The organism is uncultured Oscillibacter sp. (genome assembly GCF_910587525.1).
Classification (GTDB): Bacteria; Bacillota; Clostridia; order Oscillospirales; family Oscillospiraceae; genus Oscillibacter.
Map to the genome: position 1 here is coordinate 1 of NZ_CAJULS010000041.1, position 16,673 is coordinate 16,673.

Consider the following 16,673-nt stretch of genomic DNA (forward strand, 5'->3'; position numbering starts at 1 on the left):
CTTGACGGCCTCGGCGAAGGCGATGTCCTGGGGCGCTTCGGCGTAGTAGGCCATAGTCTCGGCGCTCTGCTCCATCCGCTTCTGGGCGGCGGCGAGCTCCTCGACTACGAGGCCATAGGCGGCGCTTTGAAGCCACGCGGGGAGCTGCCGCCCCTTGAGGGCGTCGACCTGCTCCTGGACGTGGTCGAGTTGACTCCTCAAGACCTCCGCGTCGGAGTGGGCCGCGTTGTACTTGCTCCCCATCTCCCGGAGCTGTTCCTCGAGGAGGCTGATCCGCCCGGGGAAGCTGTAGGCCGCGTCCTCCTCAATGTTCATCTCGGCGACCTCATAGACGCCCGTGAACGCTGTCTTGAGGTAGGACTGAGGGCCCAGCTCCTCGACCATGGCCTTGATCTTCTCGAGGGTCTCCCGCTCCTGCTCCTTCGTGGCATTGGCGTCGGTGGAGACGAGCTCCGTGTCGTCAATCTCGATCTCCTTGCCGAACCGCTTGATGAGGGTTTTCCGGGCTGCGGCCTCTGTCCGCTCGACGATGTAGGCGGTGTCGATGGAGCTCTCGGGATAGTGATATTGAAGTTTGTACTCGTTCATCTGCTGCTGCTCCTTCCTGTTGTGGGGGTCAGCCGACCAAAGCCGGGACGACCCTGATCTTGTCGGTGTGCTTGTGGAGGATGACGAGCTCGCCGTTCTGCTTCTGCTTGATGACGAGCCAGTTCTCCGGGGAGAGGCCCGCTTGCCCGAGCCTGATCTTCTGCTTCCGCGTGGGCTTCTTGCCGTTTCTCATGTGCTGCCTCCTTTGCTTTTCCGGGGAGGCTGTGGTAGAGTAGAGGGGAGCGGCGAGGGCGCTCGATGAAAAAATTTCGGTTTACCATTCGCAAGGACTCAAGGACGTCTATCCGCAAGGACTCGGTCGGCTTCGGAGCTGGGGGAACAGCTCCGGGCCCCGTGTCCGGCCCCTTTTGCTATGCTTCGGTTTGCAAACTCTCGAAGTATCGGTGCCACTCCTGCGATGCTCCCATCCGGTCTCTCTCTGTTCGCCGGGTGGTGCTTTGCCCTGTCTGTAAAGCCGAGAATGAATTGAAGTAAAGGGGGTGGAGCCCTCGCCGCTCCCTTCTACTCTACCGACCGACCTCCTTTTCTGCTTTCCTTTTCGCCTGGGGTGTGGTATGCTGTTGTTGCTTAAATTCTTAATCTCACCATAGCCTATTATATTTAACAAATGAGGATTTGTCAATAGGTTTTTTCTCGATTGTTAAATCAGATTTCACAAGGGAGGATTTTCAATGGAGATCGTATTCTCGGATGTTGGAAATAGGATTGCAAGGCGTATTAAAGAGCTGGACATGAGACAGCTCGACGTCTGCAATAAAACAGGGCTTTCTACCACGGCCTTGAGTCAATATTGCACGGGGAAAAGGGTTCCCGACACGGTTTCCCTCTACAAGATCGCGACCGCTCTCGGCGTTTCTATGGAATGGGTTCTAACAGGTGAGGATGTAACAAATGAGAACTCCCAGCCCGCGCCGCCCGATCTTGAGGCCGTAAAGCGAGAGCAAGGTCTCCTCTGTGATGGGAGCCCGCTCTCGAGCCTTGAGACTGATCTCGTCGCCATGTTCCGACTCCTGCCGGAGGAGGAGCGGGAGGACGTCTTCGACATCGTCCATCTCAAATACAAGCGGCGACTTGGGAAAAAGGCGGGGTCTATCTACTGGACATATTTCGACGAGAACGGCGAGGAAAGCGGCCCCGCCGAAGGCCGTGAGGCCCGCGACGGAACCGCCTGATTTTTTGCGCCTGTATGATTAAAAACTAAATCCAAAACATGAAGAATTGAAAAAAGCGGCGCTCGACGGTGCCGGGAGCCCGGAACCCCTTGATTTACGGGCAATTCTGCAATTCTTCGCGGGTTTGGTTGATTTGAAGAATTGCTCCGGGCCGATTTCCCGCGCCCAGGGCTCGGCGTCGCTCGCCTCTGAACGGCCCGAGTAACGCCTTGTAACAGTCCGGCCCGCGCCGATCGCGGTGATGGTGGCCCTCAAAACGGGGGTTTTAACACTCCCGCCGTTATTTTCTGCACGTTTAACGCCCCTGTTTGCACGGCCCGCCCCTTGCCTTTTCCGGGCCCGTCTGCTATAATCTCACCATGGGCCGCAAAGCCCGCCCTCTTGCGTCTGCTGCTGCTGCTGACTTCCGGGGCGGGTGGAGCGGCCCTCCTGCCTTGTAGGGGCTGATTTACAAGGGTTTCCGGGCTCCTGGGCCCTCGCATACGTCCCACGGCCCCGCCGCCGTCCTGAGCCCTTCCTGGGCCGTCCAGGGCATGAAAAAAAGAGCGCCGACCGCGTCGACGCCCCCGTCTCAAGTTGTCCGAGAATTGAGCCCCCGCTCGCGGGCCCGTCCCGGTTGAAAATGCCTCGTTTCCCGCTGAAATAGCGGGTTTTCTCATGTCTTCCCGTCCCATCCCGGTTTATCCCGCGTTTCTCAAATATCCTGTCTCTCTACAGCTGGAAAACGCCTCGGTTTCCGTGGTCTTCAGGACAATGTTGTCCTTCACGGACATCTCCCCGATGAGGCCCATTTTGTTGCGGTCCTCCGGGATGTGGGACACGTTTTCCAAAATAAAGCCGTTGGGAGTGAACTGGGCCACCTGGGACCCCTTCATGTCCACCGTGCCGGCGTCCGGCGTCAGCACGCCGGTCACTACCTGGGCAAGCTGGCTCTGGCCGTTGCCGTCCACGCCGGCGATGCCCACGATCTCCCCCCGGCCCACCGTGAGGCTCACGCCGCTGAGGCCGTTGTGCTTGGAATCCTTCTGAAAATCCACGCCCCTGAGCTGGATGACCGGATCGCCGGCCTGCTCCACCTTCGTATACTGGGAGGGCGCCAGCTCCCGGCCGATCATCAGGTTGGCCAGGGCCTGTCCGTCGGTCTCCTCCCGCCTGAGGGTGGTAACCACCTCGCCGGAGCGGAGAATGGTGATACGGTCGGAGATGTGCATGACCTCCCGCATCTTGTGGCTGATGAAGATGACGCTCTTGCCCTCCTCCGTCAGCTTCCGCATGATCTTAAAGAGGCCCTCCACCTCAATGTCTGTCAGGGCCGCGGAGGGCTCGTCCAGCACCAGAAGCTCCGCGCCCCGGTACAGGGCCTTCAATATCTCCACCCGCTGCTGGGCGCCCACGGCGATCTCCGTGATGGGACGGTCCAACTCAACGTCCAGGCCGTACCGGGCGGAGAGCTCCAAAATCTCCTTTTTCCGGGTATCCCGGTCGATGAAAACTCCCTTGGTATTCCGGTCCCCCAGGATGATGTTCTCAAACACTGTCATGGCCTCCACCAGCATGAAGTGCTGGTGCACCATGCCGATCCCCAGCTTCACCGCCTGGGCCGGCGAGTCGATGCGGACCTTTTGTCCGTTTAAGTAGATGCTGCCCTCCGTGGGCTGGTAGAGGCCGATCAGGACATTCATCAGCGTGGACTTTCCCGCACCGTTCTCCCCCAGCAACGTGAGCACTTCACCCTTGTAGACAGTGAGATTGATGTCCTTGTTGGCGTAAAAATCGCCGAACCGCTTGCTGACATGCTCCATTCTCAAGAACTCTTCCAATGCGCTGTCTCCCCTCTCTGCATGGGGGCCCACCGTTTCAGAGCCCGTTCAGACTCTTTGGCAAAACGCCCCTTTATGTAGGAATCCGACATCATTATATAGAAAACAGTGGGAGATTTCAACATGTATTTTTACACCTCTCAGAAACGCTGAAAAGCCCCTTTCCGCCCGCCGCCGGGAAGAGGCCCCTCTTGGGTTCCCTGCACACCCCCGCTTTCCGCTGCATACATTTCATGCGTTTTTTGACAGTCTGAGGCGCACCGGCTGAGCCGGTGCGCCTCTTGCTGATCTCCCAGATTCAGAGTTCCGCCACATCCATGGCCGCCCGCTCCACACAGAGGGGGCTTTTGGCGTCCAGTACCAGAGAGAGCTCCGCCTCGCCTCCGTTCTCCATGCAGGGATACAGCACGGCGGCGTACCGCAGGGTTTGAGGCTTGCCTGAAAAGCGCTCCATGGAAAAGCGCAGGGGCAGCGTCTCCGTAAACGCGCCGCACGGCGTCTGCCGTAGCAGGATAGCCCCCGTCTCCTCCGCCGGGTGCATGGCACAGACGTTCAGTGTGTACTGCACAGCATAGGCCTTTCCCGGGTTCAGCCGGATCTGGGTGGGGGCCTCCTCGCTCCAGTGGATGTCATCTCCCCGCAGGATACGCCGCCGCCAAGGCAGGCGGCATCCCCGGTTCCACAACATCCCCTCCCGCTGGCCCGCCAGCTGGAGGGCGCTTTTCTCCCGGGGCTTCGGCCCGCCCGGACACGGCCCGGGACAGGGTTCAGGACAAGGTCCGGGACAGGGCCCCCACCAGGGCGGCGGGCAGGGCGGCGACGGGGGCGGACAGGCCTCCAGCACCTTCTCCAGCTTGCTTTTCAGCAGAATCTGATTTTGGGCCACCGCCTCCAGCAGGGCGGCGACACTTTTATTGACTGCCAGCACCTCCTGATGGCCCGCGCAGGGCTTTGTCCCCGGCAGGGTCCCCAGAATGTACTGCAGCTTCTCGCCCTCGGCGTTGAGGATGTGGCTCAGGGCAAGCTCCTCCATGGCAATGGACGCAATAATCATGGTCAGGGCTTCCTCCCGTGTCATATCCGCGCCGTTGGGCGGAAAGGAAGGCATAGACATATCAAAATCTCCATAGGCCGCCGGGGCCTGGAGCCTGCGGCGGCGATGTGCGGCATGGGCCGCCGCTCCATTCTATGCCCTCCGAAGCGGCCCGGTTCCGCCGGAACCCGCCGCTTCGGAGGCGCATAGAATATCCCGGGCGTTTCGCCGGTTCTCTCTCCGGCCGCTGTGCCGGCGGCCCTGGCAGACGCCCCATATTTGAAAGGAGATTCACTTATGTCTCTGCCCAGTTTTCCCGTGGTCGACCCGCCCATTCAACGGGACGACGCGGTTAACCAGATTCTCTCCTCCATCGCTATGGAGGAACTCGGCCTGAGCCACATCCTCAACGCCGAGGGCGAGAAGCTGCAATATATTCTCGGGACTCTGCCGGGCCTCAGCGGTCCTGCCGCCACAGTCAGCGACGTGCTGGCTGCCAACGAGAGCGTCCGCGGCCTGCTGGAGACTGCCGTCCAGAACCAGCTCTTCCTGAAAGCGAAGATGCAGGGCGCGCTGGACGCCTCCCCCATGCAAGGGGCCACCGGACCCACTGGGCCCACCGGGCCCACCGGCCCTGCCGGCGGCCCTGCCGGGCCTGCCGGACCCACCGGCGCTACCGGTGCCGACGGCGCTACGGGCGCCACCGGCGCAACTGGGCCTGCCGGTGCTGACGGTGTGACAGGCGCCACTGGCGCAACCGGCCCTGCCGGCGCTGCAGGTATCACGGGTGCCACTGGTGCCACCGGCCCTGCCGGTGCCGACGGCGCTGCGGGCGCCACTGGTGCCACCGGCCCTGCCGGCGCTGACGGCGCTGCGGGCGCCACCGGCCCTGCCGGGCCCACCGGCGCTACCGGTGCCGCGGGCGTCACCGGGCCCACCGGGCCCACCGGCGCAACTGGCGTCACCGGACCCACCGGACCCACCGGACCCACTGGCGTCAATGTCACCGCCACATCCGCCTTTGCCGCCAACACCAGCGGCTCTGTTCTGACCGTCATTCTGGCGGGCACCCTGGTGCCCCTGCCGGATAGCCAGCTCCTGTCCCCCGACATCACCGTCAACGGGGCCAGCACCGTGTTCACCGTCAATACCTCCGGCCGGTACCAGCTCTCCTACGACATCAACACCACCGTGGCCCTGGCCAGCGGCACCCGGCTGCTGATCAACGGCGTAGCCAACACGGCCTCCACGGTAGCCCCTCTGGTGTCGCTGAGCCACTTCTCCAACGAGATCCTGCTGGATCTGACTGCCGGGGATACCGTCTCCCTGCAGATGTTCGGCATCGCGTCTGTTGCGACATTGCTGCCCGGCTCCGCCGGCGCGTCGCTGACCATGGTCCGCCTGAGCTGAGGAGGGGTGTTGTATGTCACAGCCCACGTTTCCCCAGATTGATCCCCCGCTGACCCGCGAGGGAAGCCTTAACGAGATCATTTCCTCCATCGCCGCTGAGGAGCTCAGCTTGAGCCACATCCTCAACGCCGAAGGCGAGAAGCTGCAATACGTCCTGGGCACCCTGCCCGGCCTCAGCGAGGCAGCGGCCCTGAATGAGGTCATGCAGGTCAATGAGAGCGTACAGAATACCCTGTCCAGCATTGTGGAGCAGCAGATGCTGCTCTCCTCCAAGCTGGCCGCCGCCCTGTCCGCTCCCATCGCTCCCGGTCCCACTGGGCCTGCCGGACCCACCGGGCCCCAGGGGCCCGCCCAGGGTGCCACCGGGCCCACTGGGCTCACCGGGCCTGCTGGCGCTCCCGGCGTCACCGGCCCTACCGGACCCACCGGACCGAACGGCGCTCCCGGCATCACCGGGCCCACTGGACCCACCGGACCGGACGGCGCTCCCGGCGTTACCGGGCCCACCGGACTCACCGGAGCCGCCGGAGCCACCGGAGCTACCGGGCCCCAGGGCGCTCCCGGTGCGCCGGGTCCCAATCCCACCAACACCGCTGCCTTCGCGGCCAATACCCAGGGCAGCACCATCCTGGCGGCGCTGGGCGGCACGGCCATCCCCCTGCCCAACGCCCAGGTGCTGTCCGCGGACATCACAGCCAATGCCGGGAGCACGGTATTCACCGTGGCCACGGCGGGCACCTATCAGATCTCCTACCATGTGAACACCACATTGTCCCTGCTGATGGGGACCCGGCTGGTAATCAACGGCGTGAACAACACCGCCTCCACCATCGCCCCCGTAGTGTCCACGTCCCACTTTGAAAACCAGATCAAGGTCACCCTGCCCGCAAACTCCACCATCTCCCTCCAGATCTATCCGCCCGTTGTGGCCGGAACGGCGATCCTGGTGGGCGGCGGCGCAGGAGCCTCTCTGACCATCATCCGGCTGAGCTGAATACTGTCTAACGCCAGGGGGAGGCGCCTGCCGCCTCCCCCGCAAAACTCCCGCAAACGGAAAGGAGCGTCCCATGGTAAGCGTCAGCTTATGTATGATCGTCAAAAATGAGGAGGACGTGCTGGAGCGGTGTCTGGAGAGCGCCGCCGGTCTGGCGGATGAAATCATTATCGTGGACACCGGCTCCACTGACCGCACCCAGGAGATCGCCGCCCGATTCACGGATCAGATTTTTGACTTCCCCTGGACGGACGACTTTGCCGCCGCCCGGAACGAGTCCTTTTCCCACGCGTCCATGGACTACTGCCTGTGGCTGGACGCAGACGATGTGCTGCTGGAGGCGGACCGGGCCGCCTTCCTGACCCTGAAAGAGACCCTGGACCCCGCCGTGTCGGTGGTCATGGCTCCCTATCACACGGGTTTTGACGACAGCGGCCGCGTCACCTTCTCCTACTACCGGGAGCGGCTCATCAAAAACCGCGCCGGAATGCGCTGGGAGGGGGCTGTCCACGAGGCCGTCGCCCCGGCGGGACAGATCCTCTACGGAGACTTCGCCGTCACCCACCGTAAGACCCGCCCCGGCGACCCGGACCGGAACCTGCGGATCTATGAGGCCCAACTGGCCGCAGGAAAGACGCTGGACCCCCGCCAGCAGTTCTACTACGGCCGGGAACTCTACTACCACCAGCGCTATGAGGAAGCTCTGGCAGTCCTGGAGGACTTTCTGTCGGAAGGCCGGGGGTGGCTGGAGAACAACATCGACGCCTGCTGCCTCTGCGCCTATTGCCAGGATGCGCTGGGGCGGGATGAGGCGGCGCTGGCCTCTCTCTTCCGCACCTTCGCCTATGACCGGCCCAGGGCCGAGGTCTGCTGCGAGGCGGGCCGCTGGTTCCTTGCCCGGGAACGGTACAGCCAGGCCGCCTACTGGTACGCCCTGGCCCTGACCTGCCCCCGGGATGACCGCCGGGGCGGCTTCGTCTCCCCGGACTGCTACGGCTATCTGCCCTGCATCCAGCTGTGCGTCTGTTACAGCCGCCTGGGAGACCAGGAACGGGCAGAGTCCTTCAACGAACTGGCGGCGGCTTACAAACCGGATTCCCCGGCGGTTCTCCACAACCGGGAGTGGTTCCGGTCCCTGGCCTCCGCGTGACACCGCAGTCAGGACCACCCGGATAACGAACGGCCTGCACTCGCCCTACAAGGGTTTGATATTGGCCGCGCCTTGAAACGCGGTGGAACGGTCTGCCGACCGTATAATTTTAGCAACCCCACTATGTGGGGCTGTCAGCCTGTCGAAAAAGTCTGCCCCCAGGCAGACTTTTTCGACAGGCTGTGACGCCGCAAGGCGTCTTTTTTCTTGTCTGGGCACTTGCATTTCTTGTAAAATACCAACTTTGTCAACAGCTCCGAGAGGAGACACATGGTTGTATTTCCCTCCCCCTTGTGGTAAAACGGATCTGTAACCCGTTCAAAACGGAAAAAACGTTTCTTTTGATCACAAATTGAGTGGGCCGTTTTATGAAAGATACGCTGAAACGATTTTTATCCGGCGTCCTGATGAATCTGGAGCCGCTGAACGTCACCACGGACCATGTGGGCAACTTCCTCCAGACCACCCGGATGGCGGCGGAGATGACCCGGCTGATCGGGAGTCCCAAGCTCAAGGTTCTCTACGACGCCTACCACATGCAGCTGAACGAGGGCAGCCTCTGCGACAATATTCGGGCCTATGGAGACCAGTTCGGCCACATCTACGTGGCGGACGTCCCCGGCCGCCATGAACCCGGCACCGGAGAGATCAACTACGCCAATGTATTCGCCTGCCTGGAGAAAACCGGATACACAGGGCTTATCGGCTTTGAGCTCATCCCAAAAACCACCACCGCTGAGGCGGTAAAAACAATCATGAAACTCTAAATTCAATATCTTAAAAAGGAGAGACGCATATGAAAACCATTAAAATCGGCATCATCGGAGCTGGACGGATCGGTCGTGTCCATGCGGAGAACATCGCCAAATTTGTCCCGGAGATGGAGATCAAGACCATCGCCGACCCTTACATGAGCGGGGAGACCGTGGAGTTCCTCCAGCGCCTGCGCATCCCCAACATCGTCAAGGACGCGGACATCATCCTGAAGGACCCCGAAATCAAGGCGGTCGTCGTCTGCTCTCCTACGGACCTCCACGCGGAATACTCCATCAAGGCAGCCGAGGCCGGGAAGGACGTGTTTGTGGAGAAGCCCGTGGACTACCGTATCGAGCGGGTGAAGGAGGTCATCGCCGCGGCGAAGAAGGCCGGGGTCAAGCTCCAGGTGGGCTTTAACCGCCGCTTCGACCACAACCACCGGGCCGTCTACGAGGCCGTCCGGGCAGGCAAGGTCGGCAAGGTCAACCTGGTGAAAATCAGCTCCCGGGACCCCGAGCCCCCCACCATCGACTATGTGAAGGTCTCCGGCGGCATCTTCTACGACATGATGGTCCACGACTTCGACATGGCCCGGTTCCTGGCGGGGTCCGAGGTCACGGAGGTCTTCGCCTACGGCGGCGTGCTGGTGGACCCGGCCATCGGCGAGGCGGGGGACGTGGATACCGCCGTGGTGTCCCTGAAATTTGCCAACGGGGCCATGGGCGTCATCGACAACAGCCGGAAGGCCGTCTACGGCTACGACCAACGGGTGGAGGTCTTCGGGTCCGAGGGCGCGGTCATGGACGAAAACGATACCCCCAACAACGCTACCTTCTACGGCGCGGATGGAACGTCCTCCAGCCCCTGCTACAAAATCATGTGGGACCGCTACACCATGGCTTTTGCCGCCGAGCAGAAAGCCTTTGCCGAGGCGGTCATCAACGGCACGGAGACCCAGGTCACCGGCGAGGACGGCCTGGCCCCCATCCTCATTGCCGCCGCCGCTACCAAGTCCCTCAAGGAAGGGCGGCCCGTCAAGATTTCGGAAATTCAGTAAACCAGCGTTTGACTCCCTGACTCCCTGTGTCCCCCTGACAGCGGAGGGCAGACACCCCGGCCTGTCCCGGCAGCCTGCGGACAGGCCGGGCAGTTTTGCGGCCATTCGTACTGCGCGAATGACCGCAAAACTGCCCGAACAGGCTGAAAAACAAGTGAATAAATGGAAAGGGGCATTTTCATGCTTTATGAGATTTCCGTCTCTTCTGCTGAGGCTATGGTTAAAATTTCTCATCTCCACACCTTGCTCAAACGCTTATGAATACAGGTTTTAACTAAGGGCGTGATACTGGCCGCGCCTCAAGGTGCGGCGAAACGGTCTGCCGACCGCATACTTTTACAAGCGGCCCCACAAAGTGGGGCTGTTTTCAATTTTACAACAACGCTAGGCGCCCCCTCGGTATCTTCCGGCGGGAGCGCCTGGCGGCCCTCAGCGGGATGGCTCCCCGATCCGCTCCGCCAGGGGATTCCACCTTCCGCTGATAAAGGAAACCAGATAGAACACAAAAACAAGCACATTGTGGGCGATCATGCAGCCCCAGGCGGCCACCAATCCCAAGCCCAGCAGATGAATACAGATAAAGGTGCCCACAATGCGGACACACCACATGCCAATGATATTATAGACAAACGGCGTTTTTGTCTTGCCGACGCCCATCATGATGCCCTCCACAATGATGGAGACGCCGTACAGCGGCTCCGAGACCGCCACCATCCGCAGCACCGTGGTCCCCAGCGACTTCACCGCCTCGCTGTTTGAAAAAAGCCCCATAAGAGACGGCGCAGAGACAAAGAGCGCCCCGCCGGTGACGCACATCAGGCAGATTTCCACCGGCAGGAACATGGCTGTCAGCGCCTTCATGCGCTTCTGGTCCCCGGCGCCGTAGGCGTTGCCGGTCAGTGTAGCGGCGGCGGTCTGCATCCCGTAGCCGGGGATGTAGAAGGCGGATTCCACAGTGTTGGCGATAGTGTGGGCGGCGGTGGCCACCTCTCCCAGAGAGTTGATCATGGCGGCGAAGGCCACATAGCCCAGAGAGGTGCCGAACCGCTGAAACATATTGGGCAGGGCAATGCGCAGGCAGGGCCGGAGAATCGCCGGGTCCGGCCGCAGGCTCTCCCCTCTGGGGGAGAGCTCAGGGTGGCGCCACAGCGACCAGGTGATGCGGACGCCGCCCCAGGTAAAGGCCACGGCGCTGGCAGCGGCCGCGCCCACAACGCCCATCCCCGCGCCGGGCACGGTGACGGCACGGCCGAACAGCACCACCGTGCGGGTGGGGTAGATCAGCAGGAAGTTTAAAACCACGTTGATGCAGTTCACCCAGAGCCCCACCTTCATAGGCGTCCTGGTATCGCCCGCCGCCCGGAGGGCGGTGCCGAAAATGATGCCCGCTGTCCGGGGCAGCAGAGGCAGGTACAGAATCAGGAAATACCGGGAGGCCGTGGGGCGGATGTGGGGCTCCACCTGCATCCATGCAGGAATCACGCCGCTGACGGCGGTGGTCAAGATCGTGGCGGCCGTACCGATCACCAGCACGGCGAGGACCGACTGGGCCGCGGCTTTTCGGGCCGTTCGTGTATCCTGGGCGCCGCAGGCCCTGGAGATGATGGCGAGAAATCCCACGCTGAATGCGGTGAGCGTGGAGGAGACCAGCCACCCCACGGTGCTGGTGGCCCCCACCGCCGCCGTGGCCTGGGTGCCCAAGGCTCCCACCATGGCGGTGTCGATGTACTGGACCGCAGACTGGCTCATCTGCTCCAGCATAGTGGGCCAGGCCAGGGTCAGGATCACCCGGACCATAGCCCGGGATTCATTTTGTAATCTCATCATATCGAATTGTCACCTCGGCCGACGTATTGCGCATTGGCTCTATCATAACGCAGCTTCGCGGGATTTGCAAACCTGTTTTTGCATAAAAGCATATGGCAAAAACCAAAACGGCCTTTTAAGATCCCGGATCGTTTTACAGTTGAGAAAACCCGTGAGAGGAGGCGCGTGCGCTGACGGCGGAGGAGGCATTTGAAAAGGCCTGCGCGGCATAGGGCCCGGCGCTGTACCGCCTCCGCCTGGTGCAGCCGGGCAGCTCCGCGGAGGCCGTCCTGGCGGGAGACGCGGAAATCTCATAACCGGGAAAGACCGGCGGCGTGCCTCTCCAAAAAACTCCGGCCCGTGTCAGGAATCCGCGGCTTTACATTGCCGGAATTTGCTGGTATAATAACCATAAAATCGCACAACAGCCGCCTGTGCCGAAGGGTACCGGGCGTCTGTTTTCAGAGAGGAGTCCCGCCGTGCTGGATTTTGAGAAGATAGTGGAGTACCGCAACAAGCGCAACCGCTTCGCCCGCAAACTGGGCATCGTGGTGGAGGCCATCTCCCCTGGCTCCGCCCGGGTAGTGAAGGCCATTGAGGAGGACGACCTGAACCCCCTGGGCCTGGCCCACGGCGGGGTGTATTTCACCATGGCGGACTCCGCCGCCGGCTCCGCCATGGTGTCCAGGGGCTACGCCGCGGTGACCATGAGCGCCACGTACAACTTTTTCCGCAGCGCCCAGGCCGGGGACGTGGTCACCGCCGAGGCGGCGGAGGTGAAGGCCGGGAATACGATCTGCGTCTATGACGTGCGGGTCACGGACCAGAACGGCGTTCTGCTGGGCACGGGGACGTTTACCTTTTACCAGCTGGAGGAGAAAATCGAGATCTAAGAACCTGTATTCACAAGAAGATAATCAGTGATAAAATAGGATACATGGAAGGAAAAGGGCGAGAGTCGTATCCCAGCGACTTGACAGATGAGCAGTGGGAAGAAATATCACCATTATATACAGGGATGCGCAAGTGCACGTGGAACAAACGAAAGGCAGGAAGCGGCACATTGTAGTGGATGTGCTGGGTTGCCTGTTGTGGTTCATGCTGCCAATGTTCATGACACAAAAGGTGGAATATGTACCGCTAAACGAGCGTATAAGCGGTATCCATCTGTTCAGAAGTTCTGTGCGGCCGCAGGATACCGGGGGACTTTTGTTTCTGATTTGAAGGAACAGCTTGACCTTAATGTTGATATTTCAGAGAGAATCAAGCCCCATCAATGGAAAAAACTCCCTTGGCGATGGGCGGTGGAGTGCACCCTCTCTTGGCTCAATCATTCCAGACGTCTCAGCAAAGATTATGAGATTTCCATCTCTTCCGCTGAAGCTATGGTTGAAATTTTTCATCTCCACATGCTACTCAAACGCTTATGAATACAGCTTCTGAACCCTGAGCGGGGGCGGCTGACGGCCGCCCCCGCTCTTTTGAAGCCCCAAACTCTCCAGCAGCTCCGCCGCCCGCTGGTCCATCTTTGTCTCCGAGCGCTTCAAAAAGCGGCGGAGGGATTTGCAGCACGCGCAGCTGATGCGCAGGTTTCTCAGACTCCCGTCATTTTTTCTAAACTTTCCCAAGTCAATGACCCGCTAGAGCTGCATCATGTGACCTCCTGTGACCAGCGGATGATGTCCAGAATGTCATTCCTGACACCGTCGAGGCGGGCTGACCCCCGCCAAAGCATGAAATTCTTTTGACAGTGTGTTTTCCTAATAAAACGCAATCTTATGTGTAATGAGACTCCTCAGGCAGTGCCGAAGGGCTCTGGGACACCGGAAACGGCCTCCGCCCTGGACCGCGGGAATCATCCAGAGAGTCACTAAGCAGCCGGAGGAGGCCTAGGACAGCACGTTTGCCGGCACTGGGCGGCACACTGGTCCCCGAATGGCAGAAGAGGCCGCCAGGTGATTTGAGAAGGCCATGCTTCAGGAGTTTAAAAATAATTTTTGATTATGTTGCACAGTCCCGCGCAAATATTGGGACTGTGCCCCCTGCTCTTAAATAGTGTTTACAGGAAATATATGGTATCAGAAATGACTATGTTTTTTGCCTATTTTCTCAAATATCATAGAGCTGATTTGTGCAAATCCACTTATGATTAACAACTCTTCGAACACGCTCTGCCTGGGAAAATGCGCAAAATCTCTTAAATTCCTACAAATTTGGGAGCAGACTGCGTATCCAGTAATTTTTAGCAGACACTATCTAGAATAAAATTTGTTATTATAAAATAAACTCTGAGAACGCCAACATCATATCAAGTAAAAGAGAAATCCATGAACGGCAAACCCCTATGATACATAGCACCCAAAGTTGAAAAATCATGTAACCATTGAAACACAGGGCTACAGGAAAAGAATAGCGCTGCCCAATCCCAACAGCTGACAACAATTTGTTCAGATTGGCGGAGGGATTTATGTTGTTTCCCTCAAATACCCAAAATTTGTCCCCCATCATGTGAAAAACGGGTGTTTCGGAATTTCGGCGAGTCTGATAAAATCTAACAAAATAGCCAGTGAAGGGGGAAACTGTGTGGAATATGTGCTGGAAATGAAAGACATCAGCAAAACTTTTCCAGGTGTCGTTGCGCTCGACCATGTGCAGTTGCAGGTAAAGCCAGGGGAAGTCCATGCGCTGATGGGAGAAAACGGCGCTGGAAAATCCACCCTGATGAAAATCCTGATGGGTATTTATACCAAAGACTCCGGCGGAGAGATCTGCTTTGATGGAAAGCCATATAACGCGTCCAATCCCAAAGAGGCCATGGATATGGGGGTGGCGATGATCCACCAGGAACTGAACCCGATCCTGGACATGACAGTGTATGAAAACATCTTTGTGGGGCGGGAGCTGCGTAAAAACGGTCTCGTGGACAAAAAGGCAGAGATCGAAGAGGCGGAAAAGCTGATCAGAGAGTGCGGCCTGCATGTATCGCCCAAGGAGACACTGCGGAATCTCACGGTGGCACAGTGCCAGCTGATAGAGATCATCAAAGCAATCTCTATCAATGCAAAGGTCATCGTCATGGATGAGCCCACTGCCGCCATCACTGAACGGGAGGTAGAGTTCCTGTTCGAACACATTCGCAGGCTCACGCAAAAAGGCGTCGCCATCATTTATATTTCCCACCGGATGGCGGAGATCTTCACGATCTGCGACCGGGTCAGTGTTTACCGCGACGGACAGTACATCGGCACGGACGAAACAAAAAATCTGGATGAGGCCGCACTGATCAAGATGATGGTGGGCCGGGAGATTACAGATGTATATCCCAAGCTGCACGCGGACATTGGCGAGGTGATTTTTGAGGCAAAGGATATCGTCCGCGCGGACAACAAGGTGAAGGGCGTCAGTCTGTCCGTCCGCAGGGGTGAGATCCTGGGGATCGGAGGTCTGGTGGGCGCCGGCCGGAGCGAACTGGTAGAGGGAATTTTCGGAATACATCCGCTCTCTCACGGCGAGATCCGCGTGAAAGGCAGAAAGGTGAAGGTGTCCTCGCCCCAGGATATTATCAAGGAGGGCGTGGCGCTCATTACCGAGGACCGGAAGGTCACAGGACTGAATCTGAGCGGGACCGTCAACGACAATATCGCCATGGTGGCCATTAAAAAGCTGCTGACAAAAGGGCTTTATAACAAGTCCAAGGCCCATAAGGCCTCTCAGGAATACGTGGAAAAGCTGAAGATAAAAACGCCCTCTGTCAATCAGATCGTCGGCAATCTGTCTGGCGGCAACCAGCAGAAGACCGTCATTGCCAAGTGGCTTCTGAACGATCCGGATATCATCATCTTGGATGAGCCTACGCGGGGAATCGACGTTGGCGCCAAGCGGGATATTTACCTGCTGTTGGGAAATCTGGTGCAGCAGGGCAAAGCGGTCATCATCATCTCGTCGGAAATCCCGGAGTTGATGGGAATTTGCGACCGGCTCGTTGTCATGTGCGAGGGGAATTATTCCGGCGAGGTCCAGCGTGGGGAGTTCTCTCAGGAGCGCATCATGGCATTGGCCTCCGCCATTAAAGTATAAAGGAAGAGAATATTATGAAAGAGATGAAACGTACGAAGGCCCTCATCAGCGAATATTTTATCTTTGTGATCTTTATTGCGCTGGTGGTTGTTCTGACCTGCCTGAAGCCCAGCTTTATCACGCCCGGCAACCTGGTCAATATCCTCAAGCAGGCGTCTATCAACGGTATTCTGGCATTTGGCATGATGTTCGTCATCGTTGCCGGCGGATTTGATATGTCCGTCGGGTCTACAGTGGCGTTTACCGGCGTTTTGGCGGCCATGCTGGGCCAGGGGCAGTATCCGCTGATTGTGCCTCTGATCGTGGCCATGCTGGGCGGCCTGGCTGTTGGTGTGGTGAATGGTGTCGGTGTTGCCGTGGGGAACCTGCCCCCCTTTATTATGACGCTCGGCACGATGACCGCCGTCCGCGGCCTGGCGCTGCTGATCTCCAAAGGCAAGCCGGTCATTGGCATCAGCGCGGAGTACAAAGCCGTCGCGGCCTCCACATTTTGGGGGATTCCCATGCTGGCGGTCTTCCTGGTAATCATCATTGCGGTCTGCTCGTTTATTCTGGCAAAAACCGTCTATGGGCGCCGGGTCTACGCCTGCGGTGGCAATCTGCTGGCGGCGCGTGTATCCGGTATCAACACTACCAGGATCCGCATTTCAACATTTGCCATTGCCGGTCTGCTGGCCGGCCTGAGCGGGTTCTTGATGACATCCCGTGTTACAATCGGCCAGCCTACCGCGGCAGAGAGCTATGAGATGGACGCCATTACGGCCTGCGTGGTGGGCGGCGTATCCATGT

At 59.3% G+C, this 16,673-nt stretch carries 15 protein-coding genes; 10 read left to right on the forward strand and 5 right to left on the reverse strand.

All coding sequences use genetic code 11. The features are described from left to right. Both QZ326_RS05585 and QZ326_RS05590 read right to left on the reverse strand, forming a co-directional pair. Positions 1-588 (reverse strand): hypothetical protein (locus QZ326_RS05585; protein WP_295742361.1); only part of this gene is annotated, 588 nt, incomplete at its 3' end. A gap of 28 nt (positions 589-616) precedes the next feature. After that, positions 617-781 (reverse strand): DUF6906 family protein, encoded by a 165-nt coding sequence (locus QZ326_RS05590; protein WP_295742363.1) that lies wholly within the window; start codon positions 779-781, stop codon positions 617-619. A gap of 499 nt (positions 782-1,280) precedes the next feature. Here QZ326_RS05590 and QZ326_RS05595 point away from each other — a divergent pair, with 499 nt between their 5' ends. Then, positions 1,281-1,781, forward strand: a complete 501-nt coding sequence (locus tag QZ326_RS05595) for a helix-turn-helix domain-containing protein (RefSeq protein WP_295742366.1) — start codon at positions 1,281-1,283, stop codon at positions 1,779-1,781. Between the two features lie 680 nt (positions 1,782-2,461). Here QZ326_RS05595 and QZ326_RS05600 read toward each other — a convergent pair. Further along, positions 2,462-3,601 carry an ABC transporter ATP-binding protein gene (locus QZ326_RS05600; RefSeq protein ID WP_295742369.1) on the reverse strand — a complete coding sequence of 380 codons (1,140 nt, stop codon included), beginning with the start codon at positions 3,599-3,601 and terminating at the stop codon, positions 2,462-2,464. A 298-nt stretch (positions 3,602-3,899) separates the two neighbouring features. Further along, positions 3,900-4,715: a hypothetical protein gene (locus QZ326_RS05605; protein WP_295742372.1), complete on the reverse strand. Its 816-nt coding sequence runs from the start codon at positions 4,713-4,715 to the stop codon at positions 3,900-3,902. Between the two features lie 216 nt (positions 4,716-4,931). On the opposite strand from QZ326_RS05605, the gene QZ326_RS05610 reads away from it, so the two are divergent. The 5 genes from QZ326_RS05610 to iolG all read left to right on the forward strand — a co-directional run bounded on the left by QZ326_RS05610 (position 4,932) and on the right by iolG (position 10,001). Further along, a complete protein-coding gene (locus tag QZ326_RS05610; RefSeq protein WP_295742375.1) occupies positions 4,932-6,044 on the forward strand; it encodes a BclA C-terminal domain-containing protein in 1,113 nt (370 codons plus the stop codon). Positions 6,045-6,057: 13 nt separating this feature from the next. Next, positions 6,058-7,038, forward strand: coding sequence for a BclA C-terminal domain-containing protein (locus QZ326_RS05615; protein ID WP_295742377.1), 981 nt, complete (start codon positions 6,058-6,060; stop codon positions 7,036-7,038). A gap of 73 nt (positions 7,039-7,111) precedes the next feature. Then, positions 7,112-8,188 (forward strand): glycosyltransferase family 2 protein, encoded by a 1,077-nt coding sequence (locus QZ326_RS05620; protein WP_295742380.1) that lies wholly within the window; start codon positions 7,112-7,114, stop codon positions 8,186-8,188. A gap of 368 nt (positions 8,189-8,556) precedes the next feature. Continuing rightward, positions 8,557-8,955, forward strand: a complete 399-nt coding sequence (locus tag QZ326_RS05625; protein ID WP_295742383.1) for a TIM barrel protein — start codon at positions 8,557-8,559, stop codon at positions 8,953-8,955. 29 nt (positions 8,956-8,984) lie between these two features. Next, on the forward strand, positions 8,985-10,001 hold the full coding sequence (iolG, locus tag QZ326_RS05630) for an inositol 2-dehydrogenase (RefSeq protein ID WP_295742386.1): 1,017 nt from the start codon (positions 8,985-8,987) through the stop codon (positions 9,999-10,001). Positions 10,002-10,430: 429 nt separating this feature from the next. On the opposite strand, the gene QZ326_RS05635 is transcribed toward iolG, so the two are convergent. Then, the gene (locus QZ326_RS05635; protein ID WP_295742389.1) at positions 10,431-11,828 is read right to left on the reverse strand and encodes an MATE family efflux transporter; all 1,398 of its coding nucleotides are present in this window, start codon (positions 11,826-11,828) and stop codon (positions 10,431-10,433) included. Between the two features lie 458 nt (positions 11,829-12,286). On the opposite strand from QZ326_RS05635, the gene QZ326_RS05640 reads away from it, so the two are divergent. The 4 genes from QZ326_RS05640 to QZ326_RS05655 form a co-directional block, all read left to right on the forward strand. Beyond that, on the forward strand, positions 12,287-12,700 hold the full coding sequence (locus tag QZ326_RS05640; protein WP_295742392.1) for a PaaI family thioesterase: 414 nt from the start codon (positions 12,287-12,289) through the stop codon (positions 12,698-12,700). Positions 12,701-12,787: 87 nt separating this feature from the next. Further along, on the forward strand, positions 12,788-13,237 hold the full coding sequence (locus tag QZ326_RS05645; protein WP_295742395.1) for a hypothetical protein: 450 nt from the start codon (positions 12,788-12,790) through the stop codon (positions 13,235-13,237). Between the two features lie 1,171 nt (positions 13,238-14,408). After that, a complete protein-coding gene (locus tag QZ326_RS05650) occupies positions 14,409-15,884 on the forward strand; it encodes a sugar ABC transporter ATP-binding protein (RefSeq protein WP_295742401.1) in 1,476 nt (491 codons plus the stop codon). A gap of 14 nt (positions 15,885-15,898) precedes the next feature. After that, positions 15,899-16,673 (forward strand): ABC transporter permease (locus tag QZ326_RS05655; RefSeq protein ID WP_295742398.1); only part of this gene is annotated, 775 nt, incomplete at its 3' end.